The sequence below is a fragment of the Alitabrizicola rongguiensis genome (assembly GCF_021491355.1).
Lineage (GTDB): Bacteria > Pseudomonadota > Alphaproteobacteria > Rhodobacterales > Rhodobacteraceae > Aliitabrizicola > Aliitabrizicola rongguiensis.
Genome location: NZ_JAKENF010000001.1, coordinates 1,136,174 through 1,158,943 on the forward strand (window position 1 = coordinate 1,136,174; position 22,770 = coordinate 1,158,943).

Annotated in this window: 20 protein-coding genes and 1 tRNA gene; 16 read left to right on the top strand and 5 right to left on the bottom strand. The window is 63.2% G+C overall.

Going from position 1 to position 22,770, the window contains the following annotated elements; translation table 11 throughout:
* Nucleotides 1-77 precede the first annotated feature (77 nt).
* The 3 genes from L0V05_RS05615 to cysQ are packed head-to-tail and all read right to left on the bottom strand — an operon-like array spanning nucleotide 78 to nucleotide 2,889.
* Nucleotides 78-1,304 carry a glycosyltransferase gene (locus L0V05_RS05615; protein WP_234869101.1) on the bottom strand — a complete coding sequence of 409 codons (1,227 nt, stop codon included), beginning with the start codon at nucleotides 1,302-1,304 and terminating at the stop codon, nucleotides 78-80.
* On the bottom strand, nucleotides 1,301-2,098 hold the full coding sequence (locus L0V05_RS05620; RefSeq protein WP_234869102.1) for a 3-deoxy-manno-octulosonate cytidylyltransferase: 798 nt from the start codon (nucleotides 2,096-2,098) through the stop codon (nucleotides 1,301-1,303). The genes L0V05_RS05615 and L0V05_RS05620 overlap by 4 nt, the downstream gene beginning before the upstream one ends.
* Nucleotides 2,095-2,889: a 3'(2'),5'-bisphosphate nucleotidase CysQ gene (cysQ, locus tag L0V05_RS05625; RefSeq protein ID WP_234869103.1), complete on the bottom strand. Its 795-nt coding sequence runs from the start codon at nucleotides 2,887-2,889 to the stop codon at nucleotides 2,095-2,097. The genes L0V05_RS05620 and cysQ overlap by 4 nt, the downstream gene beginning before the upstream one ends.
* A 139-nt stretch (nucleotides 2,890-3,028) precedes the next feature.
* Between cysQ and L0V05_RS05630 the strand changes: the two genes are divergently transcribed.
* A complete protein-coding gene (locus L0V05_RS05630; RefSeq protein ID WP_234869104.1) occupies nucleotides 3,029-3,850 on the top strand; it encodes an ABC transporter permease in 822 nt (273 codons plus the stop codon).
* On the opposite strand, the gene L0V05_RS05635 is transcribed toward L0V05_RS05630, so the two are convergent.
* Complete coding sequence (locus tag L0V05_RS05635) at nucleotides 3,847-4,473, bottom strand: alpha-ketoglutarate-dependent dioxygenase AlkB family protein (RefSeq protein WP_234869105.1); 627 nt, start codon at nucleotides 4,471-4,473, stop codon at nucleotides 3,847-3,849. The genes L0V05_RS05630 and L0V05_RS05635 overlap by 4 nt on opposite strands.
* Nucleotides 4,474-4,663: 190 nt before the next feature.
* Here L0V05_RS05635 and dnaK point away from each other — a divergent pair, with 190 nt between their 5' ends.
* Together dnaK and dnaJ are read left to right on the top strand one after the other, a co-directional pair.
* Nucleotides 4,664-6,568 (top strand): molecular chaperone DnaK, encoded by a 1,905-nt coding sequence (gene dnaK / locus L0V05_RS05640; RefSeq protein WP_234869106.1) that lies wholly within the window; start codon nucleotides 4,664-4,666, stop codon nucleotides 6,566-6,568.
* A 72-nt stretch (nucleotides 6,569-6,640) separates the two neighbouring features.
* Nucleotides 6,641-7,789 (top strand): molecular chaperone DnaJ, encoded by a 1,149-nt coding sequence (gene dnaJ / locus L0V05_RS05645; protein ID WP_234869107.1) that lies wholly within the window; start codon nucleotides 6,641-6,643, stop codon nucleotides 7,787-7,789.
* Nucleotides 7,790-7,907: 118 nt separating this feature from the next.
* Here dnaJ and L0V05_RS05650 read toward each other — a convergent pair.
* Nucleotides 7,908-7,992, bottom strand: a tRNA-Leu gene (locus tag L0V05_RS05650).
* 149 nt (nucleotides 7,993-8,141) lie between these two features.
* Between L0V05_RS05650 and L0V05_RS05655 the strand changes: the two genes are divergently transcribed.
* The 13 genes from L0V05_RS05655 to L0V05_RS05715 all read left to right on the top strand — a co-directional run bounded on the left by L0V05_RS05655 (nucleotide 8,142) and on the right by L0V05_RS05715 (nucleotide 22,726).
* Nucleotides 8,142-9,128, top strand: a complete 987-nt coding sequence (locus tag L0V05_RS05655) for a complex I NDUFA9 subunit family protein (protein ID WP_234869108.1) — start codon at nucleotides 8,142-8,144, stop codon at nucleotides 9,126-9,128.
* Between the two features lie 26 nt (nucleotides 9,129-9,154).
* Complete coding sequence (locus L0V05_RS05660; protein WP_234869109.1) at nucleotides 9,155-9,961, top strand: undecaprenyl-diphosphate phosphatase; 807 nt, start codon at nucleotides 9,155-9,157, stop codon at nucleotides 9,959-9,961.
* 158 nt (nucleotides 9,962-10,119) lie between these two features.
* Nucleotides 10,120-11,556, top strand: a complete 1,437-nt coding sequence (locus L0V05_RS05665; protein ID WP_234869110.1) for an NAD(P)-dependent oxidoreductase — start codon at nucleotides 10,120-10,122, stop codon at nucleotides 11,554-11,556.
* A 23-nt stretch (nucleotides 11,557-11,579) separates the two neighbouring features.
* Nucleotides 11,580-12,362, top strand: coding sequence for a hypothetical protein (locus L0V05_RS05670; RefSeq protein ID WP_234869111.1), 783 nt, complete (start codon nucleotides 11,580-11,582; stop codon nucleotides 12,360-12,362).
* Entirely contained in the window at nucleotides 12,359-12,796 is a 438-nt protein-coding gene (locus L0V05_RS05675) for a GFA family protein (protein WP_234869112.1), read from the top strand. The genes L0V05_RS05670 and L0V05_RS05675 overlap by 4 nt, the downstream gene beginning before the upstream one ends.
* Nucleotides 12,793-17,328, top strand: a complete 4,536-nt coding sequence (gene gltB, locus L0V05_RS05680) for a glutamate synthase large subunit (RefSeq protein ID WP_234869113.1) — start codon at nucleotides 12,793-12,795, stop codon at nucleotides 17,326-17,328. Before L0V05_RS05675 ends, gltB begins: the two co-directional genes overlap by 4 nt.
* A gap of 133 nt (nucleotides 17,329-17,461) precedes the next feature.
* Nucleotides 17,462-17,971 (top strand): DUF1269 domain-containing protein, encoded by a 510-nt coding sequence (locus tag L0V05_RS05685; RefSeq protein WP_234869114.1) that lies wholly within the window; start codon nucleotides 17,462-17,464, stop codon nucleotides 17,969-17,971.
* A 52-nt stretch (nucleotides 17,972-18,023) separates the two neighbouring features.
* On the top strand, nucleotides 18,024-18,803 hold the full coding sequence (gene mtgA / locus L0V05_RS05690; protein ID WP_234869115.1) for a monofunctional biosynthetic peptidoglycan transglycosylase: 780 nt from the start codon (nucleotides 18,024-18,026) through the stop codon (nucleotides 18,801-18,803).
* 53 nt (nucleotides 18,804-18,856) lie between these two features.
* Nucleotides 18,857-19,522: an FtsZ-binding protein FzlA gene (gene fzlA / locus L0V05_RS05695; RefSeq protein WP_234869116.1), complete on the top strand. Its 666-nt coding sequence runs from the start codon at nucleotides 18,857-18,859 to the stop codon at nucleotides 19,520-19,522.
* Nucleotides 19,523-19,615: 93 nt separating this feature from the next.
* Entirely contained in the window at nucleotides 19,616-20,674 is a 1,059-nt protein-coding gene (queG, locus tag L0V05_RS05700; RefSeq protein ID WP_234869117.1) for a tRNA epoxyqueuosine(34) reductase QueG, read from the top strand.
* Between the two features lie 99 nt (nucleotides 20,675-20,773).
* Entirely contained in the window at nucleotides 20,774-21,241 is a 468-nt protein-coding gene (locus tag L0V05_RS05705) for a DUF1294 domain-containing protein (protein WP_234869118.1), read from the top strand.
* 116 nt (nucleotides 21,242-21,357) lie between these two features.
* Entirely contained in the window at nucleotides 21,358-21,552 is a 195-nt protein-coding gene (locus L0V05_RS05710; RefSeq protein ID WP_234869119.1) for a hypothetical protein, read from the top strand.
* A gap of 175 nt (nucleotides 21,553-21,727) precedes the next feature.
* Nucleotides 21,728-22,726, top strand: a complete 999-nt coding sequence (locus L0V05_RS05715; RefSeq protein WP_234869120.1) for a dimethylarginine dimethylaminohydrolase family protein — start codon at nucleotides 21,728-21,730, stop codon at nucleotides 22,724-22,726.
* The last annotated feature ends 44 nt before the right edge of the window (nucleotides 22,727-22,770 follow it).

Genomic DNA, 22,770 nt, shown 5'->3' on the forward strand with positions numbered 1-22,770 from the left:
CTGGCATAAAGGCAAAGAAGCGTGACGTTGCCGGATATTCGTTGTTTCCGGCGAAACATCGCCGATCACGGCCACTCTCACGGCGATTTGCTCAACCCTCGCACAAATCGGAATCTTTTCGCCTCTCGCGCCAACCTTTTGCGCGGGTCGCGATCGGCGAGAACCGGGCTCGTCCGGTCGGATCTGCCCAGGATTCCTCCTGTCTGCCACCATATTCCGCTCACGAATCGCTCACGATGGCGCAGCAGGCCCGGCGTGAACTCCACGACCGACACGATGCGCCCGTCGCTGGCGTGATGCTCTGCCTCCTCACGCAGCCGGCGGCGAGTCCAGATCCAGCCTGACAGCAAGACCGCATCGCGCGGCCCGGTCCCTGGCATCAGGCAGAATGGGCTTTCTTGCGACTGGACCGGCTGAAGCGCGCGAAGCGCCCGGCTCATTCCATCGGCAATGCCTGTCTCCAGCGTGGCCTCGAGCTTTGCGATGTCGCCAGGTTCGATCGCACCGTCGATCATCAGCCGGATCAGGCGGTCGCGCTGCCCCCGCCGCAGCCGGTCGACAACCTGTTCAACCCGTGTCGGCGCATGGCGACGCGCGAAGACGGCGGCGCTGGCCCCGATCTCGTGCAGGTCACGCGGCGTTCGATCCGCGCGGCGCCGTTCGCTTGCCGCAAAGCCATGCTGCACGATGGCCAAGGGCACCACGGCCGCAAGGCCTCCGCTTTCGGCCAGGCGCAGGTTCACATCAGCATCATCCAGGAAGTAGCGAAAGGCTGGATCGAACCCGCCTGCCGCCAGCAACGTCTGTCGGCGAAACGCGCAATTGGTTCCTTGGGTCTTAACGGCGCCCCGGCCTGTGCCGCGATGCAGGCTGACCGCATCCGGAACATCCAACGGATGATCCTGGCCGTCGCTATCCACTTCCAGTGCGCGCCACTGCCAGGAAATGCCGTTACGCCCCCGGACAAATCCGCCGGCCTGGCCGACCAAGGGATCCTTGAACGGGGCGGTCAGCAAGCGCAGCCAGGTCGGCTCTGCCACCGCGTCGTCATCGATGAAGGCGACGACATCGCCTGCGGCCATTGCAAGGCCGACGTTTCGTGCAGCAGCGATGTTCGCCTCGTCGAAGACCGCCAGTTTCAGCGGCAATCCAAGCTTCGTCACGTCCTGGGCCGCGGCTGGATCAGCAACGACGATGACCTCCATCAGGGGATGGTCCTGCAGACGCAGCGCGGCGAGGCATCGAAGAAGAAGCTCCGTCCGATGACGGCTGACGACAATGACGCTGACCGGCGTGTCGGTCATGCGCCTCCCATCTCGGCCAGCATCGTCTCGATCCGGGCGACGTCCTCGGGGTTGTTCAGCTCCCAGAACAGCCTGCCGCGCGCCTGAACCTCGACGCAAAGGACGTTGCGCCCGTTTTCAAGGAAGCGCAGTTGCTCAAGGCCTTCCAGACGCTCAAGCGGTCCTTGTTCCCAGTCGGCATAGGCTTGAAGCGCGGCAGGGCGATACGCATAGACTCCGACATGATGGAATACGGGCGTCGCTTCGTGATCGCCATAGATCTGCCCGGTATAGGGAATGACCTCTTTCGAGAAGTAGAGCGCCCGCCCGCCCGCGCCGAAGACCGCAGTCGTGCCGCCGACACGACCGGCCCGGCGATCGGCCAGGAACCCGTTCAGCGCCCGGCCATCCGCACGCAGGACGGGGGTCGCAACATCGGCCCCGGGGGCTGCGCGAAGTCCAGCCACAAGGTCTTCGACGAACCAGGGCGGGGTCAGGGGCGCATCGCCTTGAAGGTTCACCACGATCTCGTAGCCCGGAAGGCGCGCCGCAACCTCGGCGCAGCGCTCTGTGCCGTTCAGCCAGTCGGAGGAGGTCATGATCACCTCCGCACCAAAGGCCTCGGCGTGGTCCCGGATCCGGGTATCGTCGGTGGCCACGACCACACGATCTGCCACGCGAACGCTGCGAGCTGCCTCCCAGCTACGACGGATCAGGCTCTTCGAGACGCCATCCGGTCCCTTGAGCTCGACCAGCGGCTTGCCCGGATAGCGGGTTGAGGCGTAGCGAGCTGGAATTGCGATCAGCACGCTCATTGCTTCAGGTCCACACCTGGCGCGAAAGCGATGAAGAAGGGATTGTCCCAGCCCGGCTTTCCGTAGGTCAGCGGGTCATGTGTGTCATAGCGCACCACTTTCCCGCCGGCGCCGCGCAGGACGGCATCGCCGGCGGCGGTGTCCCACTCCATCGTCCGCCCAAGACGGGGGTAAAGATCGGCCTCACCAGTCGCGACAAGGCAGAACTTCAGCGATGATCCTGCGCTGGTCATGTCGCGCACGGCATATTTCGCAATGTAGTCGTCCGTCGCCTGATCACGGTGAGATTTCGAGGCGACGACCATCAGCGCGGCATTGTCGGGGCGCGACACCCGCAGTTCGGTCTGTTTGCCGGGGCGGTCGCGATCGTGCGGGCCAACCTCCTCGACCGAGCGGCCGTCGGCCAGAGTGTAGAAGAGCCTCGATTTTGCCGGGGCGTAGACCACGCCGCGCGTTGGCACACCGTCTTCGACATAGGCGATGTTAACGGTGAAATCGCCGCGCCGCTGGACGAACTCTTTGGTGCCGTCCAACGGATCGACGATCAGGAAGGTCGAGGCGGTCTGACCATGCGAGGCCGCTTGCTCTTCGGTGATCAGCGGCAGATCGGGAAAGGCTGCGCGCAGCCCGGCAGAGATCAACGCATCTGCGGCTTCGTCGGCTTCGGTAACCGGGCTGGTGTCGGACTTTGCCTTCACCTGGAAATCCGGGCCGCTGTAGATTGCCATGATCCGGTCGCCAGCCTCGAGCGCCAGTCGGCGCATCACTGTCAGCAAGCGATCGTGATCCATATGTGGTCTCCAGCCTTGTCCAGTCGCCGCAGTTGAATAATTGCGGCATGTTCTTATGATGTGGCGCAAAGGGAACGGCAAGATTTCCCTGTGCAGATTGCGGCGAGACCCCTCTTCGCCCCCGAGGAAGCAGACAGGCATGTTCCGCACCCCGACGAACCCGTCACGCCTGCGCTCCGCTTTCGCGATGATGGAGGTGACGTTTCATGCCGCGGTGCGCCGGGTGCGCAAGTCGCACCGCAACGCGGCCTTCGGCCTTATGATGAACATCGCCCAGTCGGTACTGTTCGTGGTTCTGCTCTACCTGGTTTTCGACCTTCTCGGCATGCGGCGGACGGCAGTGCGGGGCGATTTCATGCTCTACACCATGACTGGCGTCTTCATGTTCATGACCTTCAGCAAGACGATGGGCGCGGTTGCGGGGGCCGAGAATTCAACTTCGCAGATGATGAAGCATGCGCCGATGAACACCTTCGTCTCGATAGGCGCGGCGGCGCTATCGTCGCTCTATATCCAGATCCTCTCGGCGGGGGTGATCCTTTTCTTCTATGACGTGGTTTTCAATCCGATCACCATAGATGAGCCCGTCGGTGCCCTGATGACGCTCCTCATGGCGTGGATCTGGGGCATGTCGGTAGGCATGGTCTTTCTAGCTGCAAGGCCTTGGTCGCCGAACCTGTTCGGGCTGGCGGCGACGATCTTTCAGCGGCTGAACCTGCTTTTCTCGGGCAAGATGTTCCTGGCCAATACTCTGTCCACGACGATGCTGGCGATGTTCTGGTGGAACCCCCTTTTCCATATCATCGACCAGAGCCGTGGCTACGTGTTTCTCAACTATTCGCCGCGATTCACGTCGCTGACCTATCCGCTGAAGGTGACTCTGGCCTGTTTCATGGTGGGACTGCTGCTCGAAAACTTCACGCGCCGGCATGCATCGGCCAGCTGGAACGCCACGAACTAATCGCCCAGGTCCACAACGCGCAGTGTCAGGTTGATCCGGCCCGCCTGCGGGAGCAGGCTTGACGAGCCATGTCGCACCCGGTCGATCCCGTGCCAGGCCAGCCGAGCCGCGCCCCCCAGTACGACAACGTCGCCAGAGGAAAGCCACAGGCTGCGCGTCGGGTCCTTTCGGTCGGTCCCGCCCATCCGGAACAGCGCGCTGTCACCGAGAGAGATCGACACGACCGGAAAGGTGAAGTCGCCCTCGTCCCGGTCCTGGTGCAGGCCCATCCGCGCGCCTTCGCCATAGAAGTTCACAAGGCAGCAATCCGGACGTCGGTCGAGACCCGTCACCTTGTCCCATAAGGAGAGAACCCGGGGCGGGATCGGGGGCCAGGCCATCCCCTGCGGATGGACAGGGGAATAGCGATAGCCATGGCGATCGGTTATCCAGCCCAGCCGGCCAGCGGCGGTCATGCGCACGCTCATCGGGCGGCCCCCTGGCGTCACTGGCGAAACGAAGGGAGCGGCGGCAACCACCTGACGCAAGTCTTCGACAAGCGCCACCTGCTCGCTGGGAGACAGAAGGCCGGGATAGACCTCGAACCCGCCGATCCTGAGCTCTGGTTCCACCCTGACTCGCATCTCGACCTTCCTGAACAGATTCCCTCAGAATCACGGGACCGTGACGCTTGCAGGCCCCATGACCCCCTCTTATATACCCCTCGAAGCCGGGGCGGGCGGCCGCCTGACCCGGATCGAAATGGGATCGGGGACGGGAGGCCGCAATCGGCTCTTGCCCCCACAACATCGCCGAAAGAAGAGGTAGCAGAATATGGCCAAAGTCATCGGGATCGACCTCGGGACCACGAACTCCTGCGTTGCCATCATGGATGGCGCTCAACCGCGGGTCATCGAAAACTCGGAAGGCGCCCGCACCACCCCCTCCATCGTCGGTTTCACTGAAACCGAACGTCTGGTCGGCCAGCCGGCAAAACGCCAGGCGGTCACCAACCCCACGAACACCGTCTTTGCCGTCAAGCGCCTGATCGGGCGCCGGGTCGACGACCCGATGATCGCGAAGGACAAGAAGAACCTGCCGTACCACGTCGTGAACGGTGGTAATGGCGACGCTTGGGTCGAAGTGCGCGGCGAGAAATACTCGCCCAGCCAGATTTCCGCCTTCATCCTTCAGAAGATGAAGGAAACGGCGGAGTCGTATCTGGGTGAGCCGGTGACGCAGGCCGTCATCACGGTTCCCGCCTATTTCAACGACGCTCAGCGTCAGGCGACGAAAGACGCCGGCAAGATCGCCGGTCTTGAAGTGCTGCGCATCATCAACGAACCGACGGCGGCGGCGCTTGCCTACGGTCTCGACAAGAAAGAGACGAAAACGATCGCGGTCTATGACCTTGGTGGCGGTACATTCGACATCACCATTCTCGAGATCGACGACGGCCTGTTCGAAGTGAAGTCGACCAACGGGGACACCTTCCTCGGTGGCGAAGACTTCGACATGCGCATCGTGACCTACCTGGCCGACGAGTTCAAAAAGGAACACGGCGTCGACCTCACGCTCGACAAGATGGCGCTCCAGCGCCTTAAGGAAGCGGCGGAAAAGGCCAAGATCGAGCTGTCTTCCAGTCAGCAGACCGAGATCAACCAGCCGTTCATCAGCATGGACAAGAACACCGGGCAGCCTTTGCACCTGGTGGTCAAGATGACCCGCGCCAAGCTGGAAAGCCTGGTCGGCGACCTCATCAAGGCCTCGATCAAACCTTGCCAGGCCGCGCTGAAAGATGCTGGCCTGACCGTGGGCGACATCGACGAGGTGGTTCTGGTCGGCGGTATGACCCGGATGCCGAAAGTCATCGAAGAGGTGACCAAGTTCTTCGGGAAAGAGCCGCACAAGGGCGTGAACCCGGACGAAGTCGTGGCGCTTGGCGCGGCGATCCAGGCCGGCGTGCTGCAAGGTGACGTCAAGGATGTCGTCCTGCTCGACGTGACCCCGCTGTCGCTCGGCATCGAGACCCTCGGTGGCGTGTTTACCCGCCTGATCGACCGCAACACCACGATCCCGACCAAGAAGTCGCAGATCTTCTCCACGGCCGAAGACAACCAGAATGCCGTGACGATCCGCGTCTTCCAGGGCGAGCGCGAGATGGCGGCCGACAACAAGATGCTGGGCCAGTTCAACCTGGAACAGATCCCGCCGGCGCCGCGCGGCGTGCCGCAGATCGAGGTGACCTTCGACATCGACGCCAACGGCATCGTGTCGGTGAACGCCAAGGACAAGGGCACGGGCCGCACGCAGCAGATCACGATCCAGGCGTCCGGCGGTCTGTCGGATGACGAGATCGAGAAGATGGTCAAGGACGCCGAGGCCAACGCCGAATCCGACAAGATGCGGCGCGAGCTGGTCGAAACCAAGAACCAGGGCGAAAGCCTGCTGCACTCGACGAAGAAATCGCTCGAGGAGCATGGTGACAAGGTTGACCCCTCGACGGTCGAAGCGATCGAGCTTGCGATGGGTGCGCTGGAAGAGGCCTTGAAGTCGGAGGACGCCGGCAAGATCCGCGGCGGCATCCAGAACCTGACCGAAGCTGCGATGAAGCTGGGCGAAGCCATCTACAAAGCCAGTCAGGCCGAGTCGGAGGGTAGCGAGGAAGGTCCGCGCGACGTGGATGACGAGATCGTCGACGCAGATTTCGAGGATCTCGGGGACAACAAGCGGAAGTAAGACCGCGCAGAACCACAGAGGGGCGGTCCGGCAACGGGCCGCCCTTCTCCGGTTCAGTCAGGGAGTTTTGCCATGGCAAAGCGCGACTATTACGAAGTGCTCGGGGTCTCCAAGGGGGCATCGGCGGAAGAGCTGAAGAAGGCCTACCGGACCAAGGCCAAAGAGCTTCACCCAGACCGAAACTCTGACAATCCGCAGGCCGAGGCCCAGTTCAAGGAAGTGAACGAGGCCTACGATGTGCTGAAGGACGCCGACAAGAAGGCGGCGTATGACCGCTTTGGGCATGCGGCCTTCGAAGGCGGCATGGGTGGCGGCGGTGGTCAACGCGGTGGCTTCGGGCAGGGCGATTTCGCTTCGGCCTTCTCGGATGTGTTCGAGGACCTGTTTGGCGATTTCATGGGCGGTCGTGGCGGCGGGCAGGCCCGGTCACGGGCGCAGCGCGGGTCTGACCTGCGCTACAACATGCGCATCTCGCTCGAGGAAGCCTATTCCGGCATCCAGAAGACGATCAATGTTCCCGCCTCGGTCACATGCGAGGCCTGCCACGGCAGCGGTGCGGAAGGCGGAGCAGAGCCGGTCACCTGCCCGACCTGTTCGGGCATGGGAAAGGTTCGGGCGCAGCAGGGCTTCTTCACGGTCGAGCGCACCTGCCCGACCTGCGGCGGCATGGGCCAGATCGTCAAGAACCCGTGCAAGGTTTGTGGAGGCGCGGGCCGGGTCGAGAAGGAGCGCTCGCTGTCGGTGAATATCCCGGCCGGGGTCGAGACGGGCACGCGGATCCGCCTGGCAGGCGAGGGGGAGGCAGGTCTGCGCGGCGGGCCTTCTGGAGATCTATACATCTTCATCGAGGTGAAGGATCATGCCTTGTTCCAACGTGACGGAACGACTCTTTACTGCCATGTGCCGATCAGCATCACCACTGCCGCGCTTGGCGGCGAGGTCGAGGTCCCGACGATCGATGGCGGGATGAGCCGGGTCAAGGTTCCGGAAGGCAGCCAGACCGGCAAGCAGATGCGACTGCGCGGCAAGGGTATGCCCGCGCTCCGCGGCGGCGGATCGGGAGACATGCTGATCGAGCTTTCTGTCGAGACGCCTGTCAAGCTGACATCGCGGCAGAAAGAGTTGCTGCGCGAGTTCGAGTCGCTCAGCCGCGAGAACAACCCGGAAGGGTCGTCCTTCTTCTCGAAGGTCAAGGGTTTCTGGGATAGCAAGAAGAGCTGAGAGCTGCCTGGCGCGATCTGTTGAGGCCGTCCCGAATGGGGCGGCCTTTGTCTTTGCGGATTGTCTGCAAGGGGCTGAAAAGACAAAGGCCCCGCTTGCGCGAGGCCTTTCGTAGACTTGGTGCCCAGGAGAGGACTCGAACCTCCACGTCTTGCAACACTGGTACCTGAAACCAGCGCGTCTACCAATTCCGCCACCTGGGCAGGTGTCGTGACGGGCGATGTATCCATGCCGAATGTCGGTGTCAACGGGGCGAGGTGAAAAAACGTCGCGCCAATTGCGGCTTGTTCCTGCCAGAGTGAAAAGCTATTCCCGGGGGCAGGTTTGCAGCAATTCCAAGAGGGCGCGGCAGATGAGCAAGCTCGTCACGATCTATGGCGGTTCTGGTTTCATCGGACGCTACATCGCGCGGCGGATGGCGCTTGAGGGCTGGCGCGTGCGCGTCGCCTGCCGCCGCCCGAACGATGCCTTGTTCGTAAAGACTTACGGCGTCGTGGGCCAGGTCGAACCGATCTTCTGCAATGTCCGCGACGATGCCTCGGTTCGGGCAGTGATGCTTGGCGCGGATGCCGTGGTGAATTGCGTGGGAATTCTCGCGGAAGCCGGAGCCAACCGCTTCGATGCCGTGCAAGCCGAAGGCGCGGGCCGCATTGCCCGGATCGCGGCCGAGCTTGGCGTTGAAAAGCTGGTCCATGTCTCGGCCATCGGGGCCGATGCGGATTCGAACAGCTCGTATGCCCGGACCAAGGCAGAGGGAGAGGCAGCGGTTCTGTCGGCCTTCCCGAATGCCGTGATCCTGCGCCCCTCGGTGGTCTTCGGCCCCGAAGATCAGTTCTTCAATCGTTTCGCCGGCATGACGGTTCTCAGCCCGATCCTGCCGATCGTCGGCGGCAATACGAAGTTCCAGCCGGTCTATGTCGACGATGTTGCGCAGGCAGCTGTGAAAGGCGTTCTCGGCTCTGCGGCTCCCGGCGTCTACGAGCTTGGCGGACCCGAGGCTGCGACCTTCCGCGAGCACATGAAGCAGATGCTCGACGTTGTTCAGCGCCGGCGTCTGATCCTGAACCTGCCGTTCTTCGTGGGGCGCATCGTGGGCTTTGCGCTCGATGCCCTGCAGTTCGTTACGCTTGGCCTGGTGAAGAACAGGACACTGACCCTCGATCAGGTCAGAAATCTGGCACATGACAACGTGGTTGATCCGAAAGAGAAAGGTCTCGCGGACCTTGGGATCACGGCTTCGTCATTTAACGCAATCGCGCCCGAATACCTGTGGCGCTATCGGCCGTCGGGGCAGTATGCCGCGATCAAGGACTCTGCGAAGAACCTTCGCAAGGTCTGAGACGGTCCTGACAAGACGAGGTGACCATGCCGGAGTCGACCACGCTGGTCGCCGCCCTTCTCGGGATGCTCGAAGGGCTGACCGAGTTCATTCCAGTCTCTTCGACCGGACATCTGCTGCTTGCGGCGCATTTCCTTGGTTTCAAGAGTTCGGGCGACACGTTCGAGGTCGTCATCCAGTTGGGCGCGATCCTGGCGCTTCTCAGTGTCTATGCCCATAAGCTGTTCGACCTGTTCCGCAGGGCACCCCACGATGCCGACGCCCAACGCTTCATTGTCGCGGTCCTCGTCGCCTTTCTGCCGGCTGTCGTGATCGGGCTGGCGGCCCATGACTTCATCAAGAAGGTCCTGTTCGAGACACCGGTCCTGATCGCGGTGATGTTGATCGTGGGCGGAATGGTCTTGTTGTTCGTCGATCGTCTGGCTGGAGAACCCAAAGTCGATGACGCGATGAAATTCCGCTTCGGCATGGCGTTCAAGATCGGTCTGTTCCAATGCCTCGCGATGATCCCGGGCGTTTCACGGTCGGGTGCGACCATTGTCGGCGCGCTTTGGCTGGGGGCCAGCAAGCGCGCCGCCGCCGAATTCTCGTTCTTCCTGTCGATGCCGACGATGATCGCCGCAGTCGCGCTTGACCTATTCAAGAACCGCCATGCGCTGGATTTCGCAGCTGTGTCAGACATCGCTGTCGGTTTCATCATGGCCTTCATAACTGCCCTTTTCGTGGTCAAATGGCTGCTCGGTTACGTGAGCAGGCATGGCTACGCCCTGTTTGGCTGGTGGCGAATCATCGTTGGCTCTCTAGCCTTGATTGGGCTTCTGATGGGCAGATGAGTACTTAGGTAATCAAATCTGACCTAAATTTCGGAAGTTTCCCGCGAAAAACTCGAAACCAGCGCAGAAAAGCAGGAATTAGGTCAGTATAATTGACTTTTATTCCTGATTGCCCTGCCGTATGAAGGCGCACCCGCAGATCATTGGGAGGCGCAGCCATGGCCAAGCAACGCATGCTCCAGTTCGTGACCGTCGCGAAGGAGATGCCCGAAAAGCGTCCGCCAAATCTGCGTGCGCAGGATTTCCACGAGATCTATCGCGACTATGCGACCGCGAAGGCGGAAGAGCAGGCCGGGCGCTGCAGCCAGTGCGGCGTGCCTTATTGCCAAAGCCATTGCCCGCTGCACAACAACATTCCCGACTGGCTGCGCATGACCGCCGAGGGCCGCCTCAAGGAGGCGTATGAGATCAGCCAGGCCACCAACACCTTCCCCGAGATCTGCGGCCGCATCTGCCCGCAGGACCGCCTGTGCGAAGGCAACTGCGTTATCGAGCAATCAGGCCATGGCACGGTCACGATCGGTTCCGTCGAGAAATACATCACCGACACCGCCTGGGAAAACGGCTGGGTCGTGCCGATCCGACCTGCAGTGGAGCGGGCGGAAAGCGTAGGTATCATAGGTGCAGGACCGGGCGGGCTTGCCGCTGCCGACCGGCTGCGCCGCGCTGGCGTTCAGGTCACGGTCTATGATCGCTACGACCGTGCTGGTGGGCTGCTGACCTACGGGATCCCCGGTTTCAAGCTGGAGAAACCAGTGGTCATGCAGCGGATAGAACAGCTGGAGCGCAGCGGTGTCTCCTTCGTTCTGAACTGCGATGTCGGCACGGACATCACCTTTGACGCGATCCGCGGCCAGCATGACGCCGTGCTGATCGCCACTGGCGTCTACAAGGCGCGCGACATCCAGGCGCCGGGGGTAGGGGCCAAGGGGATCGTTGCGGCGCTGGACTATCTGACGGCCTCGAACCGCAAGAGCTTCGGCGACGAGGTGCCAGCGTTCGACACCGGCGACCTCGACGCACGCGGCAAGAGGGTGGTCGTGATCGGCGGCGGAGATACGGCGATGGACTGCGTGCGCACGGCGATCCGTCAAGGCGCGCTCAGCGTCAAATGCCTTTACCGCCGCGACCGGGCCAACATGCCGGGCTCGCAGCGCGAGGTACAGAATGCCGAAGAGGAAGGCGTGGAATTTGTTTGGCTGACCGCGCCGCGCGGCTTCACCGGTGGCGAACTGGTGGATGGTGTCATGGTTCAGCGCATGCGCCTGGGTGCCCCCGATGCGAGCGGCCGCCAGATGCCCGAGGTCATCGAAGGCGCAGACTATGTTGAACCCGCCGATCTAGCGGTAATGGCGCTGGGCTTCGAACCCGAGGAATTGCCTACGCTCTGGGGTGTGCCGGACCTGGCAGTCACCCGTTGGGGAACGATCAAGGCCGATTTCCGCAGCCACCAGACCAGCCTTCCCGGCGTATTTGCCGCGGGCGACATCGTGCGCGGGGCAAGCCTTGTCGTCTGGGCGATCCGTGACGGTCGCGAGGCTGCTGACGCAATCCTCGACTACATCGCGCAATCTGCGCAGGTCGCTGCGGAGTGATCTGGAAAGCGTCGGGTTTCGATATGGCAATCGTATGTCGACAGGAGCATTCGGGTGTTTGGCGATCCGCCAAATGCGTCAGCCTTGCTGCCGCGCTTGCCGCAGGTACGCCCGCGCTCGCCCAGTCCCCCGCCGCGACGCCTGACGGCGCCCTGTTCGACCCGCCCGAGGGCTGCAGCGTGTTCATGACCGTGCAGTCACGCGGATGCCGGGTGGCAAACCATTATCGTTGCGACGCAGATCCGGCGGGTGACCAGTGGCGGGCGGATTTCGACCAGGAAGGTCTCTTCTTCGTCAGCCATACGGATTACGAGACCCAGTGGATCGAGAGCTACGAGTTCTTTCCTCTTGTCCGCCAATCCCTCGACCCCAATCCGGTCGATGCGGCATCGTACAGCGAGCTTCTTTCCAAGGGCGTCGACAGCTTCGACTTCAACCTGACGAAGGACGATGGCAGCCGCAGCCACGTTACCGGGTTCGACCGCCTGACAGGCGAGAAGGTAACGATCGACGGTATCGATCTGCAGGAAACGGAGTTCAGCTTCAGCGAAACTGCAGAGGACGGCACGGTACTGCGCAGCGCCAAGGGCAACGAATACATCAAGGCCGACTGGCGGATGTTCTTCTCAGGCCCGTCGGAATGGATGACGGAAGAGGGAAGCCTGCCTGTCGATGGCAGTCCTCTCCAGTTCATCTTTCCCGGTGAACCGGGCTTCCGCACGACCGAGCCGCTGTTTGACTGTGACGCTGTCCTGTCGCGCGCGGAAGGCGCGGCGTCGATCCAGCCCGTGTCGGTGCGGAAATGAGCGCGCCGATGGTTGGGCATTGCCTGTGCGGCGCCGTGGTCATTTCGGTCGCCGGCCCGCATGATCCGCGCCCGGGCGCCTGCCATTGCCGGATGTGCCAGCGCTGGTCGGGCGGGTTGTTCCTGTGCTTCAACGCAGAGGCTGAGGGGGTAAAGGTCGAGGGGCCCGTGACCCGCTATGCCTCGTCTGCATTCGCCGAGCGGGCCTTCTGCAGCGTCTGCGGAAGCCATCTGTGGATGCGCAATACGAACGTCGGAAACACCAGCTACGAATTGATGCCGGGACTGTTCGACGGAGAACTGACGGTGCCGCTGCGGTCGGAAGTCTACTCCGATCGGGCGATGGCCTCGGTCCAGCTCAAGGGCGATCACCGCCGGGCGACGCAGGCTGAATACGAACAGAAGAACCTCTTTGTGAAGGGAGATGCGCCATGACCTATGATGCCGCCTGGGTTGCCGCCGAAGAGGCCAAGCGCGCCTACATGAACGAGCATTCGCTTTACAAGACCGAGGATGAGCATTCGTCCTGCGGCGTCGGTCTTGTGGTGTCGATCAACGGCAAGCCCAGTCGCAAGGTCGTGCAGAACGGGATCGACGCGCTGAAGGCGGTCTGGCACCGGGGCGCAGTCGATGCTGACGGCAAGACCGGCGACGGCGCGGGCATCCACGTGCAGATCCCGGTCAAGTTCTTCTACGACCAGGTCCGCCGCACGGGCCACGAGCCCGACATGCACAAGCTGATCGCGGTCGGCCAGGTCTTCCTGCCGCGCACCGATTTCGGCGCGCAGGAACGCTGCCGCACGATCGTCGAGACCGAAGTGCTGCGGATGGGCCATTACATCTATGGCTGGCGGCACGTCCCGGTGAACACCGAGGTGCTGGGCGAGAAGGCCAACGCGACCCGGCCCGAGATCGAGCAGATCCTGATCCGCTGCGAGAAGGGCATCGACGAGGAAACCTTCGAGCGCGAGCTATACATCATCCGCCGCCGGATCGAGAAGGCGGCCATCGCCGCGCAGATCCAGGGGCTGTACCTCTGCTCACTCTCCTGCCGGTCGATCATCTACAAGGGCATGATGCTGGCCGAGCAGGTTTCGGTCTTCTATCCCGACCTTCTGGACGAACGCTTCGAAAGCGCCTTCGCGATCTATCATCAGCGTTATTCCACCAACACTTTCCCACAGTGGTGGCTCGCGCAGCCCTTCCGCATGCTGGCCCATAACGGCGAGATCAACACGCTGAAGGGCAACGTCAACTGGATGAAGAGCCACGAGATCCGCATGGCCTCTTCGGCCTTTGGCGACGCGGCGGAGGACATCAAGCCGATCATCCCCTCGGGGACGTCGGACTCGGGTGCGCTCGATGCGGTGTTCGAGGTGATGGTGCGCTCGGGCCGCTCGGCGCCGATGGCGAAGACCATGCTGGTGCCCGAGGCCTGGTCGAAGATGACCGGCGAGATGCCCAAGGCCTGGGCCGACATGTATGCCTATTGCAACTCGGTCATGGAGCCGTGGGACGGGCCTGCTGCGCTGGCGATGACCGATGGCCGTTGGGTCTGCGGCGGCCTTGACCGCAACGGCTTGCGTCCAATGCGCTATGTCGTGACCGGCGATGGTCTGCTGATCGCGGGGTCCGAAGCCGGCATGGTGCCGGTCGATGAAACGACTATCCGTGAGAAGGGCGCGCTCGGGCCGGGCCAGATGATCGGCGTTGATATGGGTGAGGGCAAGCTCTACCACGACCACGCGCTCAAGGACCGTCTGGCGGCGAGCCAGCCCTATGGCGAGTGGATCGAGAAAGTCATCGACCTGAACGCGCTGCTGCGCGACGTGCCCGAGCAGACGCTGTTCACCGGGGCGGATCTACGCAAGCGCCAGATCGCCGCTGGCTACACGCTCGAGGATCTTGAACAGGTTTTGGCGCCGATGGCCGAGGACGGCAAGGAGATGGTGGCGAGCATGGGCGACGACACGCCGCCCGCCGTGCTGTCGAGCGTCTATCGCCCGCTGAGCCACTACTTCCGCCAGAACTTCAGCCAGGTGACGAACCCGCCGATCGACAGTCTGCGCGAAAGCCGGGTCATGAGCCTCAAGACGCGGTTCGGCAACCTCAAGAACGTGCTCGAGGAGAACTCCAGCCAGACCGAGATACTCGTTCTGGAAAGCCCCTTCATCGCCAATGCCGAATTCGATGTGATGGTGAAGCAGTTCGGGCCGCAGGTGGCGTTCATCGACTGCACCTTCCCCGTCGGGCCGAGCCTTGATGACCTGCATCAGGGGCTGGAGCGTATCCGCGCCGAGGCCGAGGATGCGGTGCGCTCGGGTGCCGGTCATCTTGTGCTGAGCGATCAGCATCAGGGGCCGGACAAGGTCGGGATGCCGATGATTCTGGCCACAAGCGCGGTGCATAGCTGGCTCACGCGCAAGGGCCTGCGGACCTTCTGCTCGATCAACGTGCGGGCGGCGGAATGCATCGACCCGCATTACTTCGCGGTGTTGATTGGCTGTGGCGCGACGACGGTGAACCCCTATCTTGCGCAGGATTCGATCGCCGACCGCATCAGCCGCGGCCTTATCGACGGCAATCTGACCGACGCGATGCGCCGCTATCGCGATGCGATCGATGCGGGCCTGCTCAAGATCATGTCGAAAATGGGGATCAGCGTGATCTCCAGCTATCGAGGGGGCCTTAACTTCGAGGCGGTGGGCCTGTCCCGCGCGATGGTGGCCGAATACTTCCCCGGCATGAACAGCCGCATTTCGGGCATCGGTGTTTCCGGCATCGAGCAGAAGCTGGAAGAGGTCCATGCCAAGGGCTGGCGCGCGGGTACCGACGTGCTTCCGATCGGCGGCTTCTACAAGGCGCGCCGCTCGGGCGAGAAGCACGCTTGGGAAGCGCAGACGATGCACATGCTGCAATCGGCCTGCGACCGGGCGAGCTATGACCTGTGGAAGCAGTATTCCGCCGCGATGCGGGCGAACCCGCCGATCCATGTCCGCGACCTTCTGGACATCAAGCCGCTCGGCAAGCCGGTGCCGATCGAAGAGGTCGAGTCGATCACCTCGATCCGCAAGCGCTTCGTGACGCCGGGCATGAGTCTTGGCGCGCTGAGCCCCGAGGCGCACAAGACACTCAACGTCGCCATGAACCGTATCGGCGCCAAGTCCGACTCGGGCGAAGGCGGCGAGGACCCGGCGCATTTCCTGCCCGAGCCGAACGGCGACAACCCGAGCGCGAAGATCAAGCAGGTGGCCTCGGGCCGCTTCGGTGTGACCGCCGAATATCTGAACGCCTGCGAGGAACTGGAGATCAAGGTGGCGCAGGGCGCCAAGCCCGGCGAGGGCGGACAGCTTCCCGGCATGAAGGTGACAGCGCTGATCGCGCGGCTGCGCCATTCGACGCCGGGCGTGACGCTGATCTCGCCCCCGCCGCACCACGACATCTACTCGATCGAGGACCTGGCGCAGTTGATCTATGACCTCAAGCAGATCAACCCGCGCGCCAAGGTGACGGTGAAGCTCGTCTCCTCCTCGGGCGTCGGCACGATCGCGGCGGGCGTGGCAAAGGCCAAGGCCGACGTGATCCTGATTTCGGGCCATAACGGTGGCACCGGGGCCTCGCCTGCGACCTCGATCAAGTTCGCCGGCCTGCCCTGGGAGATGGGTCTGACCGAGGCGCATCAGGTTCTGGCGATGAACAACCTGCGCGAGCGGGTGACGCTGCGCACCGATGGCGGTCTGCGGACGGGCCGCGACATCGTCATGGCGGCGATGATGGGGGCCGAGGAATACGGCATCGGCACTGCCGCGCTGATCGCCATGGGGTGCATCATGGTGCGCCAGTGCCAGTCGAACACCTGCCCGGTCGGCGTCTGCACCCAGAACGAAGCCCTGCGGCAGAAGTTCACTGGCACGGCGGACAAGGTGGTGAACCTCATCACGTTCTACGCTCAGGAGGTGAGGGAGATCCTCGCCAGCATTGGCGCGCGCTCGATCGACGAAATCATCGGCCGGGCCGACCTCTTGACCCAGGTCAGCCGGGGAGCGGCGCATCTTGACGATCTGGACCTCAACCCGCTGCTCATCACGGTGGATGGGGCGCAGAAGATCACCTACGACCGCTCGAAGCCGCGCAATGCCGTGCCGGACACGCTCGATGCCGAGATCATCCGCGACGGGGCGCGTTTCTTCGAGGATGGCGAGAAGATGCAGCTGTCCTACGCGGTGCGGAACACGCACCGCACCATCGGCACGCGGGCGTCGAGCCACATCGTGCGGAAGTTCGGGATGCGGAACAACCTGCAGCCCGATCATCTGACGGTGAAGCTGACCGGCAACGCAGGCCAGTCGCTTGGTGCCTTTGCCGCGCCGGGGCTCAAGATCGAGGTGATGGGCGATGCCAACGACTATGTCGGCAAGGGCCTGTCGGGCGGGGTGATCGTGGTGCGCCCGCAGATGGCCTCGCCGCTGGTGGCATCGGAGAACACGATCATCGGCAACACGGTGCTCTACGGGGCTACGGCGGGCTATCTGTTCGCCGCCGGCCGTGCGGGCGAGCGGTTCGCGGTGCGGAACTCGGGCGCGAAGGTGGTGGTCGAGGGCTGTGGCTCGAACGGCTGCGAATACATGACGGGTGGTGTCGCGGTGATCCTTGGCCGGATCGGCGCGAACTTCGCCGCGGGCATGACCGGGGGCATGGCCTATGTCTATGACCCGAAGGGCACGGCCGAGGACATGATGAACCTTGAGTCGGTCGTGACCTGTGGCATTGGGCACCCGCATTGGGAGGCCCAGCTGAAGGAGCTGATCGAACGCCATGTCGCCGAGACCGGTAGCCGCAAGGCTGCCGAGATCCTTGCGGACTGGGCGACAGAGCGGGCGAATTTCCTGCAGGTCTGCCCCAAGGAAATGCTCATCCACCTGCCCGCGCCGCTGAGCGACGAGGTGCAGGCAGTTCCGGCCGAGTAAGGCATTCCGGTGCAGGCGGGCGACCGCCTGCGTCATCCCGTCTGACGTGGTTTTGACCGAATACGTCTTGTTGCCGTATCAATCCCGCGCCTAAGCTGGCGCGGGATTTTAAATTGGCTCTTGGAGGGCACCCATGTCTGACCTGATTGTCGTGGCATTCGATGACGAGAAAACCGGCTTTGACCTGCGGGACGCGCTGGTGAAACTGCAGAAGGAATACCTGCTGGAGATGGAAGACGTCGTCGTCGTGACGAAAGGCACCGACGGCAAGGTTGTCCTGCACCAAGCGGTGAACCTGACCGCGACCGGCGCTGCAGGCGGCGCGCTTTGGGGAACGCTGATCGGTCTTCTGTTCCTGAACCCGCTTCTCGGCGCGGCCGCAGGGGCGGGCGCAGGTGCGCTTTCGGGCTATCTGACCGATATCGGCATCAACGACAACGTCATGAAGGAAATCGGCTCGAGCCTGCCGAATGGCGGCTCGGCTGTTTGCGTCCTGGTTCGGAAGGTCACGGGCGACAAAGTTCTCGCTGGTCTCGAAGCCTTCAAGCACAAGGGTCGAGTGGTGCAGACCTCGCTGTCGAAGGAACAGGAAGACAAGCTCAAGGCTTTCGTCGGCACGGATGCAGCAGCGCCCAGCGCCTGAGGTCGTGTTGCGGGCTTGACCTTGCCTCTGGCGGCATGGTCATTCTGCCGCAATGGCAAGCTCGCCCAAGAAATCGACAACGTCCAAGGCCGGATCCGCGAAGGCGGGCCCGGCCAAATCTGTTGCCGCGGAACCCGAGCAGGGGTGGCGGCGGCGACTGTGGTTCTGGACCAAGCGGGTCTTGGCCGGCTTCGCTGGCCTTATCCTGGCGCTGACGCTGATCTATGCTTTCGTCCCCGTACCGACCACCCTTTACATGATCGGTGAGCGGATCCGACTTGGCGGGATCGAGCGCGACTGGGTTGGTGGCGACGAGATCGCACCCGTGATGTTCCGGTCCGTCGTTGCCGCGGAGGATGCGAACTTTTGTCTGCACTGGGGCTTCGACATGGCCGCGATCCGGGATGCGGTGGACCGTGGCGCGAACCGTGGCGCATCGACGCTCAGCCAGCAGACGGTGAAGAACGTCTTTCTCTGGCACGGGCGCTCCTGGGTCAGGAAGGCACTCGAGGCTGCGATCACCCCGGTCGTCGAGCTGGTCTGGACCAAGCGCCGCATCCTTGTAGTCTATCTGAACATCGCCGAATTCGGCGAAGGTGTCTTCGGGATCGAGGCGGCGGCCCAGCACTATTTCGGGGTCAGTGCCGCCGAGCTGTCGCCGGTACAGGCGGCGCGACTTGCGGCCGTGCTTCCCGACCCGAAGCGCTGGGATCCCGCCAAGCCCACCAGCTACCTTCGTCGCCGTGCCAATTCGATCGTGGATGGCGCTGCCACCATTCAAGTCGACGGGCGGGCAAGCTGTTTTGAGCCGAAAGCGGCGTCGAAGGATTGAAATCCGCGGCCTGTCACGGCATGAACCGGCACAGCCCGAAAACGAGCATCTCCATGAACCGCCTGTTCCACTCTCCCCTCTCTCCGTTCTGCCGCAAGGTTCGCCTGACGCTGGCCGAGAAGAAGATCGAGGTGGAGTTGATCGAGGAACGCTATTGGGAGCCGAGCCCCGACTTCCTGCGCCGCAACCCTGCCGGGAAGGTGCCCGTCCTGCGGATCGAGGGCCGGGTGATGTCGGAAAGCCAGGCGATCTGCGAATACCTGGAAGAGACGGTGCCGACACCCGCCCTGATGCCGCGCGACCCCGAGGGGCGTTACGAGGTACGCCGCCTTTGCGCCTGGTTCGACGACAAGTTCCACGACGAGGTGACGTCGAAGCTGCTCTATGAGCGCGTCAACAAGAAGATGATGGGGCTGGGCTACCCGGACTCGAAGAACGTCAAGATGGGCGCAGGCAAGATAAAGTACCATCTCGACTATCTGGGCTGGCTGCTGGACCAGCGGCGATGGCTTGCAGGCGATCAGATGACGCTGGCCGATTTCACCGCCGCGGCGCATCTGAGTTGCCTCGACTACATCTCGGACGTCGACTGGAACCGCTCGGCGACAGTCAAGGACTGGTACGCCAAGATCAAGTCGCGCCCCTCGTTCCGACCGCTCTTGGCCGATCAGGTGCCGGGCTTTCCGCCGCCCGCCCATTATGCCGACCTGGACTTCTGATTTGGGCGGCAGACGGGGGCTTTCAGCCCCCTCTTGGCCTGTGGCCAATTCATCCCCGAGGGTGTTTTCGCAAAGAAGAAGTCGGGATGACTCATGTCCGCCGATCTGAAGGCGCGACTTGCGGCCAAGGCGGAGTCCGAAGGGTTCGTCCACATGGGGGTGTGCCGGCCCGATGCCGTGCCCGAGGCGAGGCAGCGTCTTGCCGAGTGGCTGGAAAAAGGGCGGCAAGGGCAGATGGGCTGGATGGCCGAGCGCGCCGAATGGCGCGGCAGTGCCGCAGCGCTCTGGCCCGAAGCACGGTCGGTGGTGATGCTGGCCGAGAGCTATACGCCCGCAATCGATCCCTTGGCCGTGCTCGAAAAGCGCGACCTCGGGGCCATCAGCGTCTATGCCCAAGGAAAGGACTACCACGACCTCGTCAAAAGGCGGCTGAAGCGTGTTGGTCGCTGGCTGATCGATGAGGCGGCCAGGTCCGGCCTTGCCTGCGAGATCAAGGTCTTTGTCGATACGGCGCCCGTGATGGAAAAGCCGTTGGCGCAGGCGGCGGGGCTGGGCTGGCAAGGCAAACATACGAACCTGCTCGGGCGCGAGATCGGCAACTGGGTGTTCCTTGGCGCGATCTTCACCACCCTGGACTTGCCGCCTGATGCGCCGGAGGTCAGCCATTGCGGCAGCTGTACAGCTTGCCTCGACATCTGTCCGACGCAGGCTTTTCCCGAGCCGTACCAACTCGATGCGCGGCGTTGCATCTCCTATCTGACGATCGAGCATCGCGGTCCTGTCGATGAGGAACTGCGGCCGCTGATGGGCAACCGCATCTATGGCTGCGACGATTGCCTTGCCGTCTGTCCATGGAACAAGTTTGCCGTCTTGGCGCGCGACGCGGGTTATGCCGCCCGCGTCGGGGCCCCTCCGCTGGCGGAGCTCGCGGCCCTCGATGACCCTGCCTTCCGGGCGCGTTTTGCCGGTTCGCCGATCAAGCGGATCGGGCGTGACCGGTTCGTGCGCAATGTCCTTTACGCGGTCGGAAACTCGGCCGATCCCACCCTGCGCGACGTCGCGCTCTGTCTCACGCATGACAACGATCCTGCCGTCGCCGATGCGGCACGTTGGGCTGCCGCGCGCCTGAGCCAGTGCGCCCTGCGTTCGTAGGGGAAAGGGAAACCTGTCGCGCGACTGCCCGGGTCTGTCCCGAATTCTGCCGTGATGCCAGGGCAGTACAAGGGGAGGCAACCCTTTCGGACGGAAATGATGACCCAAGACCTTGACCAGTATCTGCCGGCCGTCGGCGACGAGCGTATGTTTGTGCTCGGTCTTGTGGCTTATCTTCTTCTGGCGAACGGTCTCACTTTACTTGCCTTCTGGCTGGACAGTCGTCGCACGGCGCAGGGACTGGCTCCAATGCCGTCGCGAACCCTGCTGATCCTTGCCGTCATGGGCGGTTGGCCGGCGGGGCTCTTTGCCCGCGTTGTGTTCCGACACGGCGGCCGGGGCCGGGCCTTTGCTCTGGGACTGAATGGCATCGCGGCCGTTCAGGTGCTGGGGCTGGCTGCGCTGTCCCTGCCTGTGGACCGGATCACCGAGCAGGTGATGGCTTTGAAGTCGCAGGCGCTCGCCGCGGCCGTCGGTGAAGAGGAGCAGAACGAACCCGACAGGGTCCTGCCACGCCGTTTCGGGCCAGGAAGCGATGCCGCACCAAGCGTCAAGATCGGCGGTTAGCGAAAGCTGGCCGATTCCCTTGGATCCGGTGGCTGGAAACGGCCTGTTATCTTGCCCGGGGCTTTTTGCGATGGGGGATTCGTGATCTACTTCTGCAACCGGCAGGAGGACCGACCATGACAAAGCATCTGGCTGATCGCAAACGGACCAACGAGGGCGCCCGCCTGAGCCGCTACCTCGAAATTGCTCGCCAGGATGGCGAGGAGGGTTCACATCCCGCGACCAAGGCGCTTCATTCGCGCGAGGCCACCCGGCTTGCCGGCCAGCGGATTCGCGAATTCACCGAGATTGAGCGCGGTCGGACGGTCTGAGCATCAGACGGAACGCTCCGCCGCTGCCTGTATTCGAGTGCCTTCAAGGCGGGTCTTCCGGTGGAAACCATGCTGGTCTGACTTTGGGCCGGCCCTGTGCGGGTGCGGCCTGAATGGTGGTGGCGGGCGGCTTCGGCGCTGAGTAATCTGCGCGGACCGAACCGGAAGGACCATCATGACAAACCCGCATTGGATCTACACCCAGACCATCAAGACCTTCGCCGCAGGCGCGACCCCGGCTTTCGAAGACGAGGGCGAACTCGCCTCGACCTGGGGCCGCGTCTGGGGCATCGACAATGATGTCGGGCGAATCCGCGATATCCTGATGCATCGGCCTGGCCCCGAGATGGCCGTCGTCGATCCGTCGAAGCGCATCGCCGAAATCGGCTCCTTCGGCGATCCGGCGGTCGGCTGGTATTTCCAGTCGGACACGCCGCCCGACATCCCGCTGATGCAGGCCCAACATGACGGCTTTGTCGCTGCGCTGCGGGCCGAGGGGATCAACGTCCACTTCATGGAGGGTGAGGCGGGCAATCGCCTGAAGCAGATCTACACGCGCGACCCGGTGATCATGGTCAAGGGCGGCGCAATCGTTTGCCGCATGGGCGCGCGCATCCGCCGGGGCGAGGAGCTGGCGGTGACGCGGACACTGGCGAAGCTTGGCATTCCGATCCTCAGAACGATCAATGGCGCCGGGATCATGGAAGGTGGCAGCTTCACCTGGCTGAACGAGAAGACCTGCGCGATCGGCGCCGGCGTTCGGGTGAACCGCGAAGGCGCAGCGCAGGTGGGCGAGGTGCTGGCGCGGCAAGGGGTGGAACTGCTGGTCGTCGATCTGGCGGGCTATGACATCCACATTGACGTGAGCTTCCTGATGATCGACCGCGACCTGGCGCTGCTCAATCCTCAGGGCCTGCCCTATTCCTTCCTTGAGGCGCTGACCGAACGCGGCATCCGCTATATCGAGACCGATCCGGGCGACGATCCGTGGATCGTCAACTCGCTTGCCGTTGCGCCAGGCAAGGTCTTGATGCCGGAAGGTGCAACGAACCGCACTCTGGATAGGCTGGCGGCGGCGGGTGTCAGCTGGGTGACCGTGCCCTATGCGGCAGTCCACAAGAACGGCGGTGGCCTGCACTGTTCAACGACACCGCTGCGGCGCGACAGTCTGTAAAGGCCCCGCACAAGCCGATCGCGTCCGCCCGGTCGCCGGACGGA